Here is a 21,822-nt window from a genome sequence, read left to right as displayed (position 1 = left end):
GCATTGCGGTGCATTGCTTCGCGTTGGCGAAGCCGCGCCCTAGCGCTATGCACCCTACCAATACCCCAATACCCCCACACCCTCACACTCCCATACCCCCTCACCCCCTCACCCCCGAGTCATACTCCCGGCCTCGCCAACGGGTCGGAGTACGCAGGGAAGAGCGCCAAATCCGGGCTACTGCGATCGCATCTGCCAGGGGCGACAGCCAAAAGATCCAGCGGCTCCGTGCCTGACTCAGATCATAGGAAGGCAAAATGGCCCATTGCAGAGCAAAGCGCACCGCCACCAGGCTGGCATTGATGCCTAGGGCAATCTGCACCGGCAGGGTGATAGATCCCCCCAGGGCTGCGCCAATGAGCCAAGGGAGGGCCAGCCAAGGGAGGGCCTGAATACTGGTGAGAAACCAGAGATCGCCCCATACCTGTCCCCGAGAAGACGCATCCTTGAGGTCTAGGGAACGGCCCCATTCCCGCCAGGTTTCCTGAAACCCCTCATACATGCGGACCTTGAGTAGTAATGCCCCGTCCCAAAAGCCCACCCGCGCCCCCTGCTGAGCGGCGTAGCGGGCCAGGGTGACATCATCGCAAAAGGATTGGCGGGCACTGGTGTAGCCCTCCAGGGACTCCAGGAGAGTGCGGCGACAGAGAAAACATTGGCCATTGGCCATCACCCGCTCCGCATCCACCGCCTGGGAGCCCGTGGGACCAAAGCGATAAACCAGGGTTATCAGTAGGGCGGGTTGCAACCATAACTCCCCCGGTGTTTTCAGAATGAACTGGGGGGATAGGGAAACCAGATCGTAGCCCTCCGCTTCGGCAGTTGCGATGAGTGCCGCGACCAAACCGGGCTGGGGCTGAGTATCGGCATCTACCCCCAAAATCCACTCGCTCTGGGTCGAACTGTGGAGAAAGCCGGTATGCAATGCCCAGGGCCGACCCACCCAGCCCAGGGGCAGGGGATCATCCGTCAACAGCCGAAAGCGGGGATCGCGGGATTGGGCCTGCTTAACCAGTGCCGGCGTGCCGTCCTGGGAGCGACTGTCTACCACCAGCACCTCCCGCACCTCATAGGTCTGTCGGCCAATGCCCTCTAGGCAAGGGGACAGGCGTGTGACTTCGTTTAGGGTGGGGATGACGACGCTAACGGAGCCGATGTGGTGGGGTTCTGCCCGTCGGGGTTGCAGTGGGGGACGGCGGCGTGGCCCCTGCAAGAGGCGAGATAGCAGTACCATTACCGCTGGAAATTGCAGGACTAACAGCAAAAGTGCGATCGCACTGATCCAGAGCCCACTGGGCAGTAGGTCACCGAGATTAGCAGTCTCCATCTATTTGGTGCCAGCGCCAGCGGTCGTAGCAGGCATCCGCAGGGCATCTAGGTTTTCGGTGACAGCGGGGTGATCGCTACCCTCATCGGCGGCGCGCCAACAGAGGACAGCGGGAATCGCCCCCACTACAATCCCTAGGCCCACGGGCACCCACATGCCGCTGGCGAGGCTCATCACCATGGCAAAGGCGAAGTTAGCCAGGTAGATCACTAGGGGACTGGTCAACTGCGATCGCTCTAGGGTGGTGGGGCGATCGCTACTGCGCCAAAACAAGGCGGCTACGGTCATGAACACCACCCCAGTTCCAAACCAGCCGAAGAAGTTCTGATAGGGCATCCCAAAGAACGCGCCGGGGGTGTGCCAGTACCAAAAGGGCATGGCGGTCTGGCTCATGGCCGGATCCAACACAAAGTCCCAGGACATCAGCAGCAGGGCTCCAGTTGCGATCGCGGCCATCTGTCGCAGCAGCCCCGATCGCAATCCCGCAAGAATGCCCCCCCGCGCTAGTAGATAAGCCGAAATTCCCAGATAGAACCAAGACAGGGGAATTGTGAAGGGCACCAGAGCCGCAATCTTATAACCGAGACCATTGAGGTAAGTGTAGTCGCCAAAGGGAAAGCCCGTACTCGTGCCCAGAAGTTCACTACTCAGAGATAACCCCACAGCGGGAATCAGGAAGGTGAGCAGAGTTCGGAGTCCCAGCACGCGATAGGTGTACAGAGCTACCGCGATCGTCCCCAGCAGGATATAAATCACCCCACCCCCCGCTAGACTCCAGCGGTACATGAAAGGACCAGCGGGCAAATACTCCAGAATCTCTGGATGGGGCATCACCAGCAGCAACCCTGCCAAACCAAATGCCATTGACACGATGTGCCCCCACAGGCACCACTTCTCTATCAGCCTCAAGCGATCCATGACCAAAACCCTCAAACTGCCCCTAAGCCACCCTGATAACCCCAAGCTCAGAATCAGAGTCTTGCCGCAGGGAAAACTCTAGCTTCAAGCCAGTCTGGCTATCATGCCGTAGCTAGGACGCATTGACATTTGCTATATCTCTGAGATCGTGCCCCAGATCCCATGTTTTGTAAAGTTTCCTAAACCCTGGCCCAGGAATCTGTAGCGGTTTTAACGAGGATCCTAGGGACGGTTACTAGAGTAACTAACAAAGCAACTCAGTAGATGGGTCAAATTACATTGACCTTCCTGTTGGGGTTTCTCCCTCCGGGAGACGCAAGCATCTAGCCCAAGGAGCAAGCCCGGTCTTATAAATCATTGCGCCCATCTACTTACAAGACACCGCTAATTTTCGCTGGCAAAAGAAAAACTGAATCATGGGCAGCACTAGTGCTGCCCATGATTCAGAGATGAGGCTAAGAATCAAACCAGCGAGGAACTGGGGGCTACGTCAATGGATAGCAGGCGCTCCACGCGCTGATCGGTGGCGGGGTGGGTGGCGAAGAGGTTGCTGAGAAACTGTTTAGACGGCCCATTCACAATCATCAGAGGCGCAAAGGCGGGGTTGCCAGCCATGGGAACACGCTGGGCTCCGGCCTCCAATCGGCGCAGGGCACGGGCCAAGGCTTGGGGATTTCCCGTCAGCTTGGCGGCTCCGGCATCGGCGGAAAACTCGCGGGTACGGGAAATGCCCAACTGAATCACGGTGGCGGCAATGGGGGCTAGGAGAACTGTCGCTAGTAGCGCCAGGGGATTTTGCCCTTCATTGTCCCGAGAGCCGCCACCAAACCACATAGCATAGCTAAGGATTTGGGCCAGGAAGGAGATTGCCCCGGCGATGGTGGCGGCGACGGCCTGGGTCAGGGTATCTCGGTTGAGAATGTGGGTGAGTTCATGGGCGATGACCCCCTCCAGTTCATCAGCGGGGAGCATGTCCACAATGCCCTGGGTGACGGCGACGGCGGCATGTTGCGGGTCGCGCCCGGTGGCAAAGGCATTGGCCGATGCTTGGGGAATCACATACACCGCTGGGGTAGGAATCCCAGCTTTTTGAGCAAGACGCTTAACCATGCGGTGGAGTTCGGGCGCTTGCTGGGGCGTGATGGGCTGGGCGCTATAGGCGGCCAAGGCAATGCGGTCAGAGTAGTACCAGGCTCCCAGGTTGGTGACGGCGGCCAGGGCAATCCCCGCGATCGCGCCTAGGGTGCCGCCTAAAACGCTGTAACTGATGGAAATCAGCAGGGCGCTCAGTAGACCCAACAGCGCCACGGTTTTGAATTGATTCATGGTGTTCTTGCCTCCGGCTAACGAGGGATGGACAGCAATAGGGCTGAATCCCATGGCTTGATTGTAGGTAAGGACTTTCTGGTTGCAGAAGGGCGAAACTGCCACCTCAGAGGTACGGGTCTACACCCCAGCGAGCTTAGACCTCCGAGGTTTTAGGGGGAGGCGCGTTGGAGTTTCGTCAGCTTGGGGTCAATAATCTTGCGACCCTGGCCGGGAAACTGAATCGCTAGGCAAATCTTGTTGCCTGCCCCAAAAATATGGGTGACTTCCCCTGCTCCATAGGCGGGATGGACCACCACATCCCCCGCTGTCCAATCCGACTCGTGGGCTCCACTCCCCGGTCGAGCACTGGTTTCCTGCTGATGGCGGGCCGCTCGTAGGGGCGTGGCCATACGCTTGGGCATTCCTCCCCCTACATTTGTTGTGATGTAGTCCGGGGGCAGTTCTGCCAAAAACAGAGAAGGGCTGGCGGGTTCCCGAGTGCCGTAGAGACGACGGGCGCGGGCATAGGAAATGAACAGCCGTTCCTGGGCGCGGGTGATGCCCACATAGCAAAGACGGCGTTCTTCTTCAACGGAGGCGGGGTCTTCCAAAGACCGGAAGTTGGGAAACAAGCCCTGTTCTAAGCCCACCAGAAAGACGACGGGAAATTCCAATCCCTTAGAGGAATGCAGCGTCATCAGCGAGACGGCCTTGCCGCCTTCCTGGACATCATCCAGATCAGAGGCCAGGGAGGCATTGGCGAGGAAGGCAATCAGGGAGGAATCTTCATTGTTTGTATCTTCTTCAAATTGGAGGACAGCGTTGTAGAGTTCCTGCACGTTGCCCGCCCGCTCTAGGGCTTCGTCGGTGCCCTCCCGTTGCAAATCCTGGATGTAGCCTGAGTCCTCCAGCAGTTCTTGGATAATTTCGGAACCCTTGGCGGTATCCAGTCGCGCTCGATATTTCTTGATCAGGTTGGCAAATTCCAGCACTCCCTTGGCCGATCGCCCTGCCAGGGTTTTGACTGAGGTTTCATCACTGAGGATTTCCCACAGGGGAATGCCCCCCAGGGTTTGGGTGGCCTGGTCCAGTTTGTCTAGGGTGCCTTTGCCCACCCCCCGGCGGGGTACGTTGATCACGCGCTTGAGGCTGACGGTGTCGGCGGGATTTGCGATCGCGCGTAGATAGGCCAGCACATCCTTAATTTCGCGGCGATCGTAGAACCGCAGCCCCCCCACGACTTGGTAAGGGACACTGTAGCGGGTCAGGACTTCTTCAAAGGCCCGAGACTGGGCATTGGTGCGGTAGAGAATAGCGAAATGGCCCCAGTTCAGCTCTGGATGTTGGGTCTCTAAATTGCGGATTTGGGTAACCACAAAATCCGCTTCATAGGTTTCATCCTCCGCCCGGTAGCAAAGAATGGGTTCCCCCTCACCCCGCGTAGCCCGCAGAATTTTGTCAATGCGCTCGGTGTTATTTTCAATCAGGTGGTTAGCCACCTCTAGAATATTGGCGGTGGAGCGATAGTTTTCCTCCAGCTTGACCATGCTGCGGGTATCGTCGTCCGGCAGGCCATCGCCAAAGTCATTCTGAAAATTCATCAGAATGGTAAAATCTGCCGCCCGAAAAGAGTAGATGGAGTTGTGGACAAGCATGCCCTCTGCGACGTAGCTATGGCTGCGATCGATCTCTAGGTCATAGACTTCACCGTCATACTCCTCCTGCCAGACCTGGGTGACTTCCTGTTCCTCCAGATGTCCCCCCACGTCCACCAGCACCCGCATCCCAGGATGAAGGTGCGACAGGGGCAAAAAATCATAGATTGCGCTGTCAATCTGGGCGCGACGGCGGACCTCTAGTCGTCCTGCCTGGGCCACCGCTTTCACGGTGGAAACCGCTTCGGGATAGGCAGCTCTCGCTGTTTCAAAGCGGTAGGTACCCGGCAACTTACCAGCCCGGATAGGATATCCAGCCTCGGTCAAATTGGTAGCAATGTCAGCCCGGTTGGAGGACCACTGAATACGATGGTCAGCCTTGGGAGGGCGTCTTTCCTTTCTGACGTTCCCAAACATAGTCAGGTTAATGGTCTGTCGTCGCAGCCCATTTTGGGGTCGGTAATGGGGAAACTCCGGGTGCAGCCAAAAATCCTGCATGAGGGCTTCGGCCCTGGTGAACGTGTCCAGTTCAGAAAACAACTTGAAGATGGTTTCGTCTGAAATGCTAAGCTTGCGCCCCACGCTGTGGAAAACCATCGTGGGTAAGCCGTACTTGGCCGCAAAATAGGCTTCGTAGTAAGCAGCCTCTTCATAGCTATCAGTGGCTTTGAGCACCCAGAGCTTGTCGGCATTTTCCTGAGCAACCCGCACCTTAAAGCCGATTTCCTTTTTGCCGTAGTCGTTGGAGCGCTGCCCGGTGGTGATGCCAATGCGGTAGCCCCGGTCTTCCCGAAACATCAGGTAGACGTAGTGGCGATTTTCTAGGGGCACCACACGGGCTAGGACAATGTGGTGGGGGGTGCCGCGTAGGGTGCGATGGTCAGAGACCGGCTCCGGGCCATCGCCTACTTTTACACACCACAACACCCCGCTAAATCGCCCTGTTTTAATCTGGGTGATCTTGGCCGAGTGCAGCGTCCGTTGCCCTAGGGTAGACAGCACCTCATCCCCCACCCGAAGCGATTGGATGGGTACTTGGCCCTGGGGCGTGAGGATTTCGGTTTCCGGCGGCAGGCACTGGTCCGCATCCCCTACGACAAAGGTAGATCGGTGTTCCCAATTATTGAAGCTTTCAATATCTTCACCGTTGGTGGAGAGTAGGCGAATCAGATCATATTGGGTGCGGTTGGTGTCTTGGTACTCATCTACCAGAATGTGACGAAAACGCTTGTGCCAATAGGCTAGGAGCTGTTCGTTTTGCTGCAACAGTTTCACCGGCAGCAGAATCAGATCATCAAAGTCTAGGGCATTATTTTCCGCCAATGCCTTTTCGTAGTGGCGATAGACATCGGCAATCACCCGACCCCGGTAGTTGGGTTGATCGCGCTCAAATTCATCGGGGGTGAAATTTTGGTTCTTGGCGTTGCTAATGGCGTAGCGGACGGAGCGGGGGTTGAATTTCTTGTCATCGAGACTCAGGGTTTTAGTGACGATGGTTTTGACTAAACCCTGGGCGTCGGATTCATCGAAAATCGAGAATTCTTTGGTCCATTTATAACCAAGGGGGTGCTGATATTTCTCGATGTCGAACCGCAAAATGCGGGAGCAGAGGGCGTGGAAGGTGCCAATCCACAGATATTTGGTAACGGTTTTATAGACCTGGGATTTCAGTTTGGTCTGCTCATACTCCGGTAGGGCTGAGAGTCCCTTGCCATGTTTGGCGCGGGCTTCCTGTTCGGCAAAGAGCACCTCAATACGGGCCTTCATTTCCTTGGCGGCTTTGTTGGTGAAGGTGACCGCCAGGATGTTTTCCGGGTCTACCCGGTGGTTCAGGACCAGGTTGGCAATACGGAAGGTGAGGGCGCGGGTCTTGCCGGAACCCGCCCCCGCTACCACCAACAGAGGACCGCAAAAATGCTCGACGGCGCGGCGTTGGGAGGGGTTGAGCTGGGCAAGGAAGTCGGTGGAGGCCGTCATGGGCAGACAAGGTGCGGTGCAAACATCCCCTTAGTATGACATCCTGCCTCCGGCGACCTGCCCCAGGCTCCTATAGAGTGAGGTGGCATTCGTCCACCTCAGTGCTGCGACCCTGCGCCGGAATGGAATTCCGGCGCTCATAGCTACCGTCCTCTTAAAGAGGACTCCTGAGCATTGAGTTCTCTTTAGAGAGCGGCAGCGATTAGCCCGGTCATTTTGGTCATTTTAATGCCGGGTGGTTGGGGACTTGGGGAGTCTGGGATAATGGGGTGCCCTGTGATGGATTTGTGCCATGGCTTCCAGCGATACTTCCCCTGCAATGAAAAAATCCTGGCTGCGATTGCTCAAGCCCAAGGGGCAGGGGGCAAATATTTCTGTCCTATTTATGGTGTTGGGGGTGCTGATTACGGGGCTCTTTATTGCGATCGCACTTTTGGCCCCCACGCTCCAAGCCTGGGGCATTTTGCAAGACCCCACCACCTCCCTGAGTAACCCCATCCACCAGCCCCCCTCAGCGGAGCATCTGCTGGGCACCAGTCGCCAGGGATACGATGTGCTGTCGCGGGTTCTGTTCGCCACCCGCGCCGCTTGGCAGGTGGTGCTGCTGGCCACCGCCATGAGTGTTGTGGTGGGGGTGCCCCTGGGCATGGTCAGCGGCTATCTGGGGGGCAAGCTAGACCGGGTACTGCTGTTCTTTATGGACACCATCTACACCTTGCCGGGACTGCTGCTGTCGGTGACCCTGGCCTTTGTCGTGGGTAGAGGGGTGGTGAATGCGGCGGTGGCCCTCAGCATTGCCTATGTGCCCCAGTACTACCGGGTGGTGCGGAACCATACCGTGAGCGTCAAGACGGAGCTATTCATTGAAGCGGCCCAGGCCATGGGAGCCTCCACCTGGGCGGTACTGAGTCGTTACCTGTTTTTGAACGTAGTGCAGAGTGTGCCCGTCCTCTTTACCCTGAATGCCGCCGATGCCATTTTGGTGCTGGGGGGGCTGGGATTTCTGGGGTTGGGCCTACCGGAGCAAACCCCCGAGTGGGGGGCCGATATTCGTCAAGCCCTAGATGCCCTGCCCACAGGCATCTGGTGGACGGCCCTTTTCCCAGGGCTGGCATTGACGCTGATGGTGACCGGCCTGTCTCTGGTGGGGGAAGGACTAAACGAATGGGTTAACCCCCTGCTGCGCCGAGAGAACTGGAAGCATTAGGGATCTGCGGATTAATGGTGTGCCAGGTGGCCAGGTTTTCTCCCTTCGGGAGACGCAAGCGCGTTGGCGGAGCCTGTCTGAAAGACTTACGACTTCGCTCAACCTTCAGTGATCGAGGGCTGAGCGGAGTCGAAGCCCGATCAGCGGGTACCTTATTTTTCCGCGAGTCCCTAAGCCCCTTGTTCGCCGAAAACTGTTCGCCGAAAACCCTAATCTCCTTGGGGATACAGGGGGAGACGAATCTCAAATTCGGTGCCGATGCCCGGTGCCGTCTCGTGGTCGGAGAAACTGCGCGATCGCACATAAAACCGACCCCCATGCTTGGCCGTGATGATGCGATAGCTCATGGCCAGATGGGTTTCCTTTTCCAGACGCTTCTCAATGGAAAAAGACCGCAGCACCTCCTCTTGGGCCGCAGGGGACAGCCCCGGCCCATTGTCAGCAATCACCACCGAGATCCAGCGTTGACCGGGATTGGCCAACTCCTGGGGAGGACGACAGAGACTGGTGGAAATGATGATTTTAGGGGACTCCAACGCCTCCAGGGACTGGCCATCCTGGGCTGCTTCCCAGGGATTAGTAGAGGCATCTTGCCGACTGGTGCGCTCCAGGAGGGCATCTAGGCAATTGGTGAGGATATTCATAAACACCTGGCTCAACTGGCCCCCAAAACAGGTAACAGGCGGTAGCGGATCGTAGTCCCGCACCACTTCAATTTGGGTCGTGAGACGACTCTTGAGCAATAGCACCACACTATCTAAGAGTTCGTGCAGGTCAGCCGGCTTGGGATAGATATCGTCGATATGGCAAAAATTTTGCAGGCTGAGTGCCAGCCGCTTGAGGCGATCGGCCCCCCCCTGAATACTACGAATGGTGTTGGGCAGATCCTCTTGCAGATAGTCCAGTTCAATATCCTCCCGCAGGAGGGCCACCGCCTCAGAAGGGAGAGTCACCGACTCTTCATAGACTGCGATCAGGTCCAACAACTGCTGACAATAGCGGCCCAAATGGGCTAGATTTCCCCAGATAAAGCCAAGGGGGTCCAAAATCTCATGGGAAACCCCATCTACCAACCGTCCCAGGGCTGCCATCTTCTCACTTTGCAGCATTTGAGCCTGGACCCGTTCATAGCGCACCTGGGTTTCAATGCCGCGAATTTGCCAATGGGCACGATTCAGGTCATGAATATGGACCAGCCGATCACCCCGAGGGGAAGTCACCACCAAGGGTTCCCCCTGTTGATCTAAGGGTCGCCGCAAGACCAACTGCGCCGCCGCCAGAATCGGTGTGGTGTGAGCCAAGACTAAGGGGGGCAGGCGGGCATAGCTATACATCACCCGTAGGGGCTGGGCCAGAAATAGATCAATTCCCTTAGGCCGCAGCAAATATTCCAAAAAGCGCTGGCGAGATAGCATGCCCACCGAGCGTTTACCATCCGTCAGAATGATGCCCGGTAGGGTGGGCTCCCCCTCAAAGAGGTGGGCAGCTTCGTGACCAGGGTCGCCGATATCTAAACTGGCCTCCCACAGCGGCAACTGGGCTAGCACCGACTTGGTCCCTAGGGCAAAGGATTCTGCCTCCGCTAAGGTTGCTAGCTCATCGTATTCAGATTCAGTGATGGAATCAGTGACGGAATCAGGTTCAGGGTGGGGATTAGACATAGATGCGGATAGCGAACCGATCTGCTACTCAACGGATGACTGCAAGTGGATGCTCCTGCGCTCCCAGTATGCCCCTGAATTTACCGAGAAACGCTGCTCTTTTTAGTAAATCAAAGACTTTTCAACCCGGACAGAGCTTGCCTAGTCCCCTAGTACCGCAAGGCAGAAGGATGAGGGCAGAAGGATGAAAGGGGATTCCAGGACACACAAGGGGCTCTGCCTTGGCAAATAGGTGAGCATGACATCCTTGCGGTGCATTGCTTCGCGTAGGCGAAGCAATATCTTAGCGTTATGCACCCTACAGCACGCTATCGTCGCACCAGTCCAACGTTTTCCGGTCCCCTGTCTCAAGGGGAGAGGGCTAGGGCTTCGGGGTGAGACTTCGGCGTGAGCTCAGTCGCACGCTCAGCCGAACGGTGAGGGGCCGAGGTGTACCACTATGGAACGGTTAGGGTATTTACGCCTCAGCCAGCAGTCAACGGGCTCGGTTCTCTGTAATCTTCCAAAATCTTCCAAGTTGTATGAATGAACCTTACGTCGCTTGCAGTAGCATTCCGTCAGTCATGAGCAGTTATGCCTAGCTTGGTCGTGTAAGGTTAGGGGAAGCAAGAAATATTTACAATTATCCTTCTCCCCTCGCCTCAAGGCTATGACTAATCTCCTCACCCGTCCCCAGGCCGAAACTACAGCACCCGCAGCGGCCACGACACCCCATCGAGTCGTGATCATTGGCGGTGGTTTTGGTGGGCTCTACGCGGCCCAGGCATTGGGACGCGCCCATGTGGATGTGACGCTGATCGATCGCCGCAACTTTCACCTGTTTCAGCCGTTGCTGTACCAGGTGGCAACAGGGGGGCTCTCCCCCGGCGACATTGCGTCACCACTGCGGGCGGTACTCAAGCACCAGGACAATACCCAGGTGTTGTTAGGGGATGTGGTGGACATTGACCCCGATGCCCAGCAGGTGCTGTTGAAGCGGGGGCAAGCGGTGCCCTATGACAGCCTGATCATCGCCACGGGGGGGGCTCACCATTACTTTGGCAATGACCATTGGGAAAAACTAGCCCCCAGCATCAAGACCGTGGAGGATGCCTTGGAGGTGCGGCGGCGGATTTTTCTAGCCTTTGAAGCGGCGGAAAAGGAGACGGATCCGGAGCAGCGCCAAGCCCTGATGACGTTTCTCGTGGCGGGGGGTGGACCCACCGGGGTAGAACTGGCAGGAGCCCTGGCGGATTTGGCCTACAGCACGCTCAAACAGGATTTCCGCGCTATTGACACCGATGCAACTCGGATCATCCTGGTGGAGGGGATGGATCGGCTGTTGCCCCCCTTCCCGCCGGAACTGTCGGCCCATGCGGAGGCGGCGCTGAAAAAGCAACGGGTGGAGGTGCGGACCAAAACCTTGGTCACATCTATCGAGGGGGACCGTGTTCGGCTTCGCAGTGGGGATGAGGAAACGGAATTGCGGACCAAGACCGTACTCTGGGCGGCTGGGGTCAAGGCATCCGCCATGGGAAGAATCATCGCCGATCGGACTGGCTCTGACTGCGATCGCGCTGGTCGAGTAATCGTAGAAGCGGACCTGAGTCTGCCCAACCATGCCAACATTTTTGTCGTAGGAGACTTGGCCCACTACGCCCACCAAGGCGGTCAGCCCCTCCCCGGTGTGGCCCCGGTGGCTATGCAGCAGGGCAAGTACGTGGCCAAGCTGATCCAACATCGGCTCAAGGCAGAGCCCATTCCCCCCTTTTACTACCGGGATGCGGGTAGCCTAGCGGTGATTGGCCGCAACGCAGCGGTGGTCAACTTCAATTGGCTCAAACTCACGGGCTTTCCGGCCTGGGTGATCTGGCTCTTTGTCCATATCTTTTACCTGATTGAGTTTGATAACAAGGTGGTAGTGATGACCCAGTGGATGTGGGGCTACTTCACCCGCAACCAGGGATCCCGCCTAATCACCGGGCGGGATGTGGACAAGGTAGAAGCGGCCTACACCGATGCCTCTTGAGTGATCAGTGCTAGGGCAGACTGCAAGGCTTGGTGGCGGTCTTCTACTTGGTATACCGGCGGACAGTCGGGCTTCTCTCCGCCTCGTCTTGCCTTGGTACGCAGCCCCGAGAAGCAATGTAATTCTAAACTGTGGATCCGGTCCTGGACCTGTCCAGGGGCCGCCACAATCCACACATGGCGACCGCGTTTGAGGGCATCCTGCACCATGGATTCAATGGCGAGGGCCGCAGTGACGCCGATGGTGGGCACTTCGCTGAGATCCAGCACTAAAACTTGATAATTGCGGACAATCGCCAGTCGTCGAGAAATACTCTTAGCCGCCCCAAAGCTCATCGGCCCCCCGAGTTGAAAGAGCAGGATATCTCCCTTGGACTGAGTGAGAATATCCTGCTCTGCTGGGCTCAGATTTTGGCCCTGGGCGGGATCGGTAATGGCGTGAATGCGATTGCTCTGCACATCCGTCAGCCGCTTGATGGTCAGAATATTGGCCACAAAGGCTCCCACTAGCACCGCCGTAATTAGGTCTACAAAGACCGTCAAAAACAGCACCAGATACATGATGCCTGTGCCCTTGATCGAGAGGCGGGGAGCCCGTTTGATAAAGCCCCAGTCCAAAATGTCAAAGCCCACCTTGAGCAGCAGCCCCGCCAAGACTGCGTAGGGAATCTGGGCCGTTAGGGGTCCGGCCCAAAACACCACGAGGAGGAGTACTAGGGCGTGGATAATGCCCGAAAGTGGGGTTTTGCCCCCCGCCTGCACATTCACCACCGTCCGCATGGTGGCCCCGGCTCCGGGCAAGCCCCCACAGAGCCCCGATAGCAGGTTGCCTAGACCCTGGCCAATGAGTTCCCGGTCAGAATCGTGCTGGGTACGCGATAGGCTATCGGCGACAAGGGAAGTCAGCAGGGAGTCAATTGACCCCAGTACCGCCAGCATCAGCCCATAGCGCAGCATGTCCGTTAGATCCCCCAGTCGGAAGGTGGGCAGTTGCAGGTTGGGCAATCCCCGAGGAATGGCACCAATGCGGGCAATATCTGCATCGCCAAACACCACGACCGACACCACCGTACCCACCGTCAGCGCCACTAGGGGGGAGGGCAGAAACCGATTGAAGCGAGTGGGGATGGCACAGACAATAGCCAAGGTCAGCAGCCCCAGCCCCAGCGAGACCAGGTTCGGCTCGCGAAAATAGCTCGGCAATTGCTCCAGGGTGCCTAGCACCCCACCGGAAGCCTCATGTCCCAGGAGCGGCGGCAGTTGCAGCAGCACAATGATGACGCCAATGCCGGACATAAAGCCGGAAATGACGGTGTAGGGCATCAAGGTAATGTATTGCCCTAACCGCATTACCCCAAACAGAATTTGCAGCAGTCCCCCTAGCATCACCACAGTAAAGGCGATCGCCAGTCCCGTATCGGGATGGCGGGCGACGAGGGAGGCCACTACTGTGGCCGTCACGACAGTCATGGGGCCTGTGGGGCCGGAGATCTGGGTGGGGGTGCCGCCAAATAGGGCGGCAATAAAACCGACAATAATGGCACCGTAGAGACCCGCGATCGCACCCGTGGGTCCAATCCCAGAGGCCACCCCAAAGGCGAGGGCGAGGGGTAGAGCGACAATAGCCGCCGTTATCCCCCCAAATAGGTCGCCACGCCAATGGCGCAAGTGAATTTTGTTGATCAGATTGATGGACGCCATAGTGCGAGTCTTTCTTTTTTAAATGGATGTAGGTTGCAGGAGAATGGGGGCATTGGCAAAGGGGGGCGTCAAAAAAACCAGAACTTTATGGTCATCAACGAAATACCAGTACAGGAATATGGCTACTGCGAAGAATTTGGACCGTAGTACTGCCGATAACCAGATGACGAATGCGACTATGGCCGTAGGCTCCCATCATCAATAGATTGATGTTGTGTTGCTCACTGTAACGAGCGATCACCGTTTCCGGATTTCCCTGAGTCAGGCAACAGATGGGCTCAAATCCACCTGCATGGAGCTGTTGTCTGGCCTCCTCTAGACGAGAACTGGCAATGCCATCGCTGTCACTCTTAGCCACGGTGACAGCATGAATCTCTAGTCCCTTGAAGATCGGTGATGCGCTGATAAATTTCAGTAATTTTTGACCGACGGCACTACCGTCATAGGCCAATAACAAGCGCTCAATAGGGTGAAATTTTCGTGAGGTCACCAAGCAGGGTTTATGGCTGGAGCGCAAAATTCGTTCTAGATTCGCCCCTAGATGGCCCGAGGCAAATTCAGCGGCTTCTCCCCGTTTCCCCAAGATAATTAAATCCGTTTGGGATTCCAATTCAGGGATAAAATCCACCAAAAATCCAGTTTTGTGCATCAGCTTAATCGCCTCCACACCCTGATCGGTCAATACCTGCTCAGCATGGTGTAAAACCAACTTTGCCCGCTGATGGTTGAGTTTTGACTTCTCATGCTCTAGGGCCACCAGTTGGTTAAGCAGGACATCCGAGGCATTGACCCCAATACTGCCACTCCAGTTCTTGGCCTCCGCTGTCGCCTGACTGCGGGCATCCGACACATACAAAACATTGATGGTGGCCCCTAGCCGTGTTGCCAACCAAGCCCCGTACTGATAACTACTTTGGGAAAAAATCGAGCCATCTGTACATAGCAAAATCTGTTTCATCGTGACTGATTTCCCTTGTTAAGACCTGGCTTTACTGGGTATCGGACTGGGGGTTGGACTGGGGGTATGTAGCCAACCTGTCAACCAATGTGGCACTGGCTTCATTCAAACCCACCACATCCACATCTGCTCCATTGCGACGAAACTTTAAGATGGCGCGATCGAGGAAGGCGACTGACCCCTGATCCCACAGATGGGCCTGGGAGAGATCAATGGTGACGCGATCGACAACTTCTCTAAAGTCAAAATGGTCAAAAAACTCATCCTTCGAGACGAAAAAGATCTGTCCTCTGACCCGGTAAGTACGATGACTGCCATCTTCGCTTAAAATCTGGTCTACAAAAACGAGCTGGGCAATTTTTTGAGAAAAGAACACCGTACTCATCACAATGCCCGTTACGACCCCTAGGGCAAAATTTCGGGTAAAAATTGTGACGAACATGGTCGTCAACATGACAATGCTTTCAGTCTGGGGAATGCGGCGAATATCCCTCAAGGAGGACCAGCGGAAGGTCCCGATAGACACCATGATCATGATGGCCACTAGGGCCGCCATCGGCATTTGTTTGACCCAGTCCTGCATTACCAAGATGGCAAACAGCAGAAAAAGGCCAGAGGCCAGGGTGGATAATCGACCCCGGCCACCGGATTGCACATTGATGACCGATTGCCCAATCATGCCGCACCCCGCCATACCACCAAAGAAAGCAGTGACAATATTGGCAAAGCCTTGACCTTTTGCTTCTTGGTTTTTATCGCTGGGGGTATCCGTTAGCTCATCCACTAAGGACGCGGTCAAGAAGGAGGCTAACAACCCCACAATGGCTAAGGTTAAGGCGTAGGGCAAAATAATTTGCCAGGTTTCCAGGGTTAAGGGCACCTGGGGCAAGGCAAAGAAGGGGAGCGTTGTGGGTAATTCCCCCATATCCCCAACGGTGGGAACTTCTAATTTCAGGGCTATTGCCGCTAAGGTCATCACCGCCAAACACACCAAGGGAGAGGGAACTGCTTTGGTGAAGCGGGGAAGAATATAGATGATGGCTAAGGACAGGGCGGTGAGAATATAGACCGCTGGTGGTTTACCCGTCAGTTGGGGCAGTTGAGCCAGGAATATCAAAACCCCCAGGGCATTGATATATCCCAACATCACAGCGCGGGGGACATATTTCATCTGGCGACCTAGTTTGAATACGCCAAATAAAACCTGGATTATTCCTGTCAAAAGGGTCACGGCGAAGAGGTATTCCAAGCCATGGTCCTTAACTAAATCAATCATCAGCAGGGCCATTGCCCCGGTTGCCGCTGAAATCGATCCAGGTCTCCCCCCCAGAAAGGCGGTCATGACGGCAATGATAAAGGAGGCATAGAGCCCCACTTTCGGGTCTACCCCCGCAATAATCGAAAAGGCGATCGCCTCTGGAATTAGCGCTAGTCCAACAACTGCACCTGCCAAAATATCAGCTTGGACGTTGGAAAACCACTCCCGTTTCAAGGTCTCGATATTCAACTTTCCTCCAGTTCATCAGGGAAACATCTACAGAAAGAACTGCTAGATTAAGCAGTTTTTCTCAGATCTATTCTCAGCATTCATGGAAAAGAAAGCCCTCCCTAAGGGGGACTGAATGGACCGAAGATTGACCTAGAGGAATTGGCAGATAGAGACACAATAATAATTTCTAAGAAGCTGTTATATCTACTGCAATTCGGAAGATGTTTTGATACTTTGAGGCGACAGCCATTTTACCACGGGGGGGCAGGTGGTGGTTGCGATCGCAAGCATACAGAATCTCTGCCGCTATTCCTTGCGGCTGAGTTGCAGGGGATGGGGGCGACCGGGAAGAGCTTCCATGGCAGCGAGGACCGCCTGTTGGGCAGCCAGGATATCCCGTTCTTCTCCCCCAAGGTAAAGACGGCCAAAACTGCCAACAGCCGCAATTTGCAAAATATTGATCAAGGCAGCTTTTTCCGCTTCGTTGGCGGCAAGAGCGGCGTAGGCGGCGGGCTCTACTTCAAAAACGTAGAGGGTTTGGCCCGCCACAATCATATTGCCCCGGCGGCTGCGGTTGATTAACTGCACATGGTGGGGGTCTAGGTTGCGGATCACCTGGCTAGAAATCACCCGAGGCCGTAGGCAATCATTGCGGTTAACCCCGAGGGCATTGAGCATAGCCTTGCCAGCGGCATGGACTTCCCCCTGCTTGCTGGCATGGATTTCCAGATTGCCGTAGAGACGTTCTACCATCAGCACCGCCGGACGGACCACAGCTGACTTGAGAGCAATGTCCATCAGGCGGTTGATTTCAATACCCGGTGAAATCTCAAGCCAAAGTGAGGCATCACCGGGGAGGGGGAGGAACCCTACGGACACCGTCCCCATGTAGGCGGCGTGCTGCGGTTGCAGGTTGTCGATGTATACATAGCTGCGCAGGTCAACGCCCAAGGTGGTCTTCTCTCCCAATTCCCAATCGTCCCCTGGTCAGTATACCGGGGATGGTCTGGGGTTACGGCGTTTTCTGCCTCGCCCAACCCAGGCAGAATGGACCAAAGATGCTTTAACGGTGGACAGCCCTCAATACTAGCCTGTGGCCAATACTATTTACCTTCGAGAAAATAATAAACAAGAGCATAGTGTGTTTACATTTGTTAAAAGATTTTCAAGTGGAAGCCCCAAAAATATTGCGAATTGTTAAGCATGTTGGCCCAAGCCCTTTGCTGGCAAGGTTTTTCTGATACAACGTCCTATAGGTTCTCCCGAAAAAGCAGCCTACTTTCTTGCCTTTCTTTACTGGAGTCATCCCTGCATGTTCACCCACGTCAAGCCCACCGTGCGCCACATTGTGCCCGAGGATCTCAACGGGCGGTCGCTGGTCAAGGTGGTCTATGTGGTCCTTGAGCCCCAATACCAAAGCTCCCTCTCGGCGGCGGTACGGGCCATTAATACCCAACATCCCCAGGTGGCGGTGGAAATCAGCGGCTATCTGATCGAAGAACTGCGCAGCCGCGAAAATTACGAGGCATTCAAACGGGATGTGGCTGAGGCCAATATCTTTGTTGCTTCCCTGATTTTCATTGAAGACCTGGCAGACAAGGTGGTGGAGGCTGTCCAGCCCCACCGCGATCGCTTGGATGCAGCGGTGATCTTCCCCTCCATGCCCCAGGTAATGCGCCTGAACAAGCTGGGCACCTTCTCCATGGCCCAGTTGGGCCAATCCAAGAGCGTCATTGGCGAATTCATGAAAAAGCGCCGCCAGAAGCAGGGCAGCGGCTTTGAAGATGCCATGCTGAAGCTGCTGCGGACGCTGCCCAACGTGCTGAAATACCTGCCGGTGGAAAAGGCCCAGGATGCCCGTAGCTTTATGCTCAGCTTCCAGTATTGGCTGGGGGGCTCGGCGGAGAATTTGGAAAACTTCCTGCTGATGCTGGCGGATCGCTACGTCCTGAAGAAGGAATCTGGGGCGGGCTCGGAAACCTCCTCTCCCCTCCAGTACGCCGATCCCGTCACCTTTGCCGATACGGGCATCTGGCACCCCATGGCCACCCAGCTCTTTGAGGATGTCAAGGAGTATCTGAACTGGTACGACTCCCGTAAGGATCTCTCGGAGGATCTGAAGGATCCCCTAGCTCCCTGTGTGGGGCTGGTGCTGCAACGCACCCACCTCGTCACCGGGGACGAAGCCCATTACGTGGCCATGGTGCAGGAGCTGGAATACCTGGGGGCACGGGTGATCCCCGTCTTCTCCGGGGGGCTGGACTTCTCCAAGCCCGTGAACCAGTTCTTTTTTGATCCCCTCAATCCCGATCAGGCCATTGTGGATTCCGTCGTCTCCCTCACTGGGTTTGCCCTGGTGGGTGGCCCCGCTCGCCAGGATCACCCCAAGGCGATCGAAACCCTGAAGCGTCTGAACCGTCCCTACATGGTGGCCCTGCCCCTGGTATTCCAAACCACGGAGGAATGGGAAGACAGCGACCTGGGGCTGCACCCGATCCAGGTGGCGCTACAAATGGCGATCCCGGAACTGGATGGAGCGATCGAGCCCATTGTCCTCTCAGGGCGCGATGGTCTGACGGGACGGGCCATCTCCCTGCAAGACCGGATTAGTGCGATCGCCCAACGGGCCATGAAGTGGGGCGGTCTGCGCCGCAAGCCCAAAATTGACAAAAAGCTGGCCATCACCGTCTTCAGCTTCCCGCCCGATAAAGGCAATGTGGGCACCGCCGCCTACCTGGATGTCTTCGGCTCCATTTACAAGGTGCTGGAGGCCATGAAGCACAACGGCTACGACGTGCAGGATCTGCCTGAGTCGCCGGAAGCCCTGATGCTGGAAGTAATCCACGACGCCCAGGCCCAATACAACAGCCCCGAGCTGAACATCGCCTACCGCATGTCCGTGCCGGAATACGAAGAACTCACCCCCTATTCCGTGCGCCTAGAGGAAAACTGGGGAGCCCCTCCCGGACACCTGAACACCGATGGCCAAAACCTACTGGTATACGGCAAAGCCTTTGGTAATGTCTTCATCGGCGTCCAGCCCACCTTCGGCTACGAAGGCGACCCCATGCGGCTGCTGTTCTCCCGCTCCGCCAGCCCCCACCACGGCTTCGCCGCCTACTACACCTATTTGGAAAAAATCTGGGGCGCGGACGCGGTGCTGCACTTCGGCACCCACGGCTCCCTAGAGTTTATGCCCGGTAAGCAGATGGGCATGTCCGGCACCTGCTACCCCGACAACCTGATCGGCACCACGCCCAACCTCTACTACTACGCCGCCAACAATCCCTCCGAAGCCACCATCGCCAAACGCCGGGGCTATGCGGAAACCATCAGCTACCTCACCCCCCCAGCGGAAAACGCCGGACTGTACAAGGGGCTGAAGGAGCTGAGCGAACTGATCGCCTCCTACCAGTCCCAAAAGGACAGTGGCCGCGCCATCCAAATCGTCAACGCCATCATCGAAACGGCACGGGTGTGCAATCTGGATCGGGATGTGCCCCTGCCAGAAGAGGACGGGGCGGAAATGTCCGCCGAGGAACGGGATACCCTGGTGGGCAAGATCTACATCAAGCTGATGGAGATCGAGTCCCGCCTACTCCCCTGTGGCCTGCACATTATTGGCAAGCCGCCGACAGCGGAGGAAGCGATCGCCACCCTCGTTAACATCGCCGGTCTAGATCGAGAAGAGGAAGGCATCAAGAGCCTCCAGCGCATCATCGCCGAGAGCCTCGGACGAGATATCGACGAGATCTACACCAACAGCGACAAAGGAGTGCTAACGGATGTCCAACTCCTCTACGACATCAACCAGGGCTGTCGCGAGTCTGTCGCCGCCCTCGTCCATGAGCAGATCGACGCCGAAGGCCGTGTCTCCAAGGTCTCCCGCCTCAACTTCCTCAACATTGGCCGCAAGGAACCCTGGGTCAAAGCCCTCCACGAAGCGGGCTACCCCAAGGTCAACACCGATGACCTGAAGCCCTTGATGGAGTATTTGGAATTCTGCCTAGAGCAGGTGTGCGCCGACAACGAACTGGGAGCCCTGCTCAAGGGACTCGAAGGGGAATATGTCATCCCCGGCCCCGGCGGTGACCCGATTCGCAATCCGGACGTACTGCCCACGGGCAAAAACCTCCACGCCCTAGATCCCCAGTCCATCCCCACCCTGGCGGCGGTGCAATCCGCCAAGATCGTGGTGGATCGCCTCCTGGAGCGTCAGCGTCAGGAAAATGGCGGCACCTACCCCGAAACCATCGCCACCGTCCTCTGGGGCACGGACAACATCAAAACCTACGGCGAATCCCTGGCCCAAATGCTCTGGTTCGTTGGAGCCAAACCCGTCCCCGATGCCCTGGGCCGGGTCAACAAGCTGGAACTGGTGTCCCTAGAGGAACTGGGTCGGCCCCGCGTGGATATCGTCGTCAACTGCTCCGGGGTGTTCCGGGATCTGTTCATCAACCAAATGGCCCTGCTGGATCGGGCCGTGAAAATGGCCGCTGAAGCCGACGAGCCCCTAGAGATGAACTTTGTCCGCAAGCACGCCTTGGAACAGGCGGAAGAGTTGGGCGTGGATCTGCGCACCGCCGCCACCCGCATCTTCTCCAATGCCTCCGGATCCTACGCCTCCAACGTCAACTTGGCGGTGGAAAACAGCAGTTGGGAAGAGGAAACCGAACTCCAGGAAATGTACCTGAAGCGCAAGTCCTTTGCCTTCAACTCCGACAATCCAGGGGTGATGGACAATTCCCGCGAGTTGTTCGAGTCTTCCCTGAAGCGGGCGGATGTCACCTTCCAAAACCTGGACTCTTCGGAGATTTCCCTGACGGACGTATCCCACTACTTCGACTCGGACCCGACGAAGGTGGTGGCCAGTCTGCGGGAAGACGGCAAGCAACCCGCTGCCTATGTGGCGGATACGACGACCGCGAACGCCCAGGTGCGGACGCTGTCGGAAACGGTGCGCCTGGATGCCCGCACCAAAATGCTCAACCCCAAGTGGTATGAGGGTATGCTCTCCCACGGCTACGAGGGGGTGCGGGAACTGTCGAAGCGCTTGGTGAACACCATGGGCTGGTCGGCAACGGCGGGGGCGGTGGACAACTGGGTCTATGAAGACACCAACACCACCTTCATCAAGGATCCAGAAATGTGCAAGCGACTGATGGATCTGAACCCCAACTCCTTCCGCCGCATGGTTTCGACGCTGCTGGAGGTGAATGGGCGCGGCTACTGGGACACCAGTGATGAAAACCTGGAGCGGCTCCAGGAACTCTACCAGGAGGTGGAGAATCGCATCGAGGGCGTTGAGTAATCCGTCAACGATCTGTTAGAGCAGAGGGGTGGGCGCAAGCCCGCCCCTTTTCGCTATAGTTGAGTCACAAAAATGAAACCCCTAACGACTCTTGAAACAAGCTGAAAAGCTTGCTACGTCGTTGTATCCATACAAACATCCAGTTCCCTGAGCGGAGTCGAAGGGAACGGCCAGAACCCGGTGGTGTGGCTGGCTTCGACTCCGCTCAGCCAGCGGTCAATGGGCTCGATTCTCCGTAACCTTCCAAGTCGTGTCTTGATCCTTGTAATCAATCAGTATGTTTACCCTGGGTGACTGACAAAA

Annotated in this window: 12 protein-coding genes; 3 read left to right on the top strand and 9 right to left on the bottom strand. The window is 56.6% G+C overall.

The features are described 5' to 3' along the window. Positions 1-100 precede the first annotated feature (100 nt). From cruG to LEP6406_RS35085, 4 genes are all read right to left on the bottom strand, one after another. Entirely contained in the window at positions 101-1,327 is a 1,227-nt protein-coding gene (cruG, locus tag LEP6406_RS0202060; RefSeq protein WP_008317119.1) for a 2'-O-glycosyltransferase CruG, read from the bottom strand. Beyond that, positions 1,328-2,245: a gamma-carotene 1'-hydroxylase CruF gene (cruF, locus tag LEP6406_RS0202055; protein WP_008317121.1), complete on the bottom strand. Its 918-nt coding sequence runs from the start codon at positions 2,243-2,245 to the stop codon at positions 1,328-1,330. Positions 2,246-2,707: 462 nt separating this feature from the next. Next, positions 2,708-3,571 (bottom strand): M48 family metalloprotease, encoded by an 864-nt coding sequence (locus tag LEP6406_RS0202050; RefSeq protein ID WP_008317122.1) that lies wholly within the window; start codon positions 3,569-3,571, stop codon positions 2,708-2,710. 152 nt (positions 3,572-3,723) lie between these two features. After that, positions 3,724-7,185 carry a UvrD-helicase domain-containing protein gene (locus LEP6406_RS35085; RefSeq protein WP_008317123.1) on the bottom strand — a complete coding sequence of 1,154 codons (3,462 nt, stop codon included), beginning with the start codon at positions 7,183-7,185 and terminating at the stop codon, positions 3,724-3,726. Positions 7,186-7,477: 292 nt separating this feature from the next. Here LEP6406_RS35085 and LEP6406_RS0202040 point away from each other — a divergent pair, with 292 nt between their 5' ends. Beyond that, positions 7,478-8,392: an ABC transporter permease gene (locus LEP6406_RS0202040; RefSeq protein ID WP_008317124.1), complete on the top strand. Its 915-nt coding sequence runs from the start codon at positions 7,478-7,480 to the stop codon at positions 8,390-8,392. A gap of 209 nt (positions 8,393-8,601) precedes the next feature. Here LEP6406_RS0202040 and LEP6406_RS0202035 read toward each other — a convergent pair whose 3' ends face one another. Beyond that, positions 8,602-10,053 carry a sensor histidine kinase gene (locus LEP6406_RS0202035; RefSeq protein WP_008317125.1) on the bottom strand — a complete coding sequence of 484 codons (1,452 nt, stop codon included), beginning with the start codon at positions 10,051-10,053 and terminating at the stop codon, positions 8,602-8,604. A 649-nt stretch (positions 10,054-10,702) separates the two neighbouring features. Between LEP6406_RS0202035 and LEP6406_RS26275 the strand changes: the two genes are divergently transcribed. After that, positions 10,703-12,061 (top strand): NAD(P)/FAD-dependent oxidoreductase, encoded by a 1,359-nt coding sequence (locus tag LEP6406_RS26275; protein WP_008317127.1) that lies wholly within the window; start codon positions 10,703-10,705, stop codon positions 12,059-12,061. Here LEP6406_RS26275 and LEP6406_RS0202025 read toward each other — a convergent pair. The 4 genes from LEP6406_RS0202025 to LEP6406_RS0202010 form a co-directional block, all read right to left on the bottom strand. After that, positions 12,043-13,761, bottom strand: coding sequence for a SulP family inorganic anion transporter (locus LEP6406_RS0202025; RefSeq protein WP_008317128.1), 1,719 nt, complete (start codon positions 13,759-13,761; stop codon positions 12,043-12,045). The two genes, LEP6406_RS26275 and LEP6406_RS0202025, sit on opposite strands and share 19 nt — an antisense overlap. A 94-nt stretch (positions 13,762-13,855) precedes the next feature. Then, positions 13,856-14,719, bottom strand: coding sequence for a universal stress protein (locus tag LEP6406_RS0202020; protein WP_008317131.1), 864 nt, complete (start codon positions 14,717-14,719; stop codon positions 13,856-13,858). A gap of 31 nt (positions 14,720-14,750) precedes the next feature. After that, positions 14,751-16,226, bottom strand: coding sequence for a SulP family inorganic anion transporter (locus LEP6406_RS0202015; RefSeq protein ID WP_008317133.1), 1,476 nt, complete (start codon positions 16,224-16,226; stop codon positions 14,751-14,753). Between the two features lie 288 nt (positions 16,227-16,514). Then, on the bottom strand, positions 16,515-17,159 hold the full coding sequence (locus tag LEP6406_RS0202010) for a beta-carboxysome protein CcmP (protein WP_027268756.1): 645 nt from the start codon (positions 17,157-17,159) through the stop codon (positions 16,515-16,517). Positions 17,160-17,520: 361 nt separating this feature from the next. On the opposite strand from LEP6406_RS0202010, the gene LEP6406_RS0202005 reads away from it, so the two are divergent. Continuing rightward, the gene (locus LEP6406_RS0202005; protein WP_008317138.1) at positions 17,521-21,519 is read left to right on the top strand and encodes a magnesium chelatase subunit H; all 3,999 of its coding nucleotides are present in this window, start codon (positions 17,521-17,523) and stop codon (positions 21,517-21,519) included. The last annotated feature ends 303 nt before the right edge of the window (positions 21,520-21,822 follow it).

The organism is Leptolyngbya sp. PCC 6406 (assembly GCF_000332095.2).
Lineage (GTDB): Bacteria > Cyanobacteriota > Cyanobacteriia > Phormidesmidales > Phormidesmidaceae > PCC-6406.
This window is presented reverse-complemented; position numbering and strand designations above follow the sequence as displayed.

Coding starts and splice junctions, on each gene's coding strand:
- LEP6406_RS35085 (WP_008317123.1), bottom strand. CDS start 7,185: ATGACGGCCTCCACCGACTTCCTTGCCCAGCTCAACCCCTCCCAACGC.
- LEP6406_RS0202035 (WP_008317125.1), bottom strand. CDS start 10,053: ATGTCTAATCCCCACCCTGAACCTGATTCCGTCACTGATTCCATCACT.
- LEP6406_RS0202040 (WP_008317124.1), top strand. CDS start 7,478: ATGGCTTCCAGCGATACTTCCCCTGCAATGAAAAAATCCTGGCTGCGA.
- cruG (WP_008317119.1), bottom strand. CDS start 1,327: ATGGAGACTGCTAATCTCGGTGACCTACTGCCCAGTGGGCTCTGGATC.
- LEP6406_RS0202050 (WP_008317122.1), bottom strand. CDS start 3,571: ATGAATCAATTCAAAACCGTGGCGCTGTTGGGTCTACTGAGCGCCCTG.
- cruF (WP_008317121.1), bottom strand. CDS start 2,245: ATGGATCGCTTGAGGCTGATAGAGAAGTGGTGCCTGTGGGGGCACATC.
- LEP6406_RS26275 (WP_008317127.1), top strand. CDS start 10,703: ATGACTAATCTCCTCACCCGTCCCCAGGCCGAAACTACAGCACCCGCA.
- LEP6406_RS0202025 (WP_008317128.1), bottom strand. CDS start 13,761: ATGGCGTCCATCAATCTGATCAACAAAATTCACTTGCGCCATTGGCGT.
- LEP6406_RS0202020 (WP_008317131.1), bottom strand. CDS start 14,719: ATGAAACAGATTTTGCTATGTACAGATGGCTCGATTTTTTCCCAAAGT.
- LEP6406_RS0202005 (WP_008317138.1), top strand. CDS start 17,521: ATGTTCACCCACGTCAAGCCCACCGTGCGCCACATTGTGCCCGAGGAT.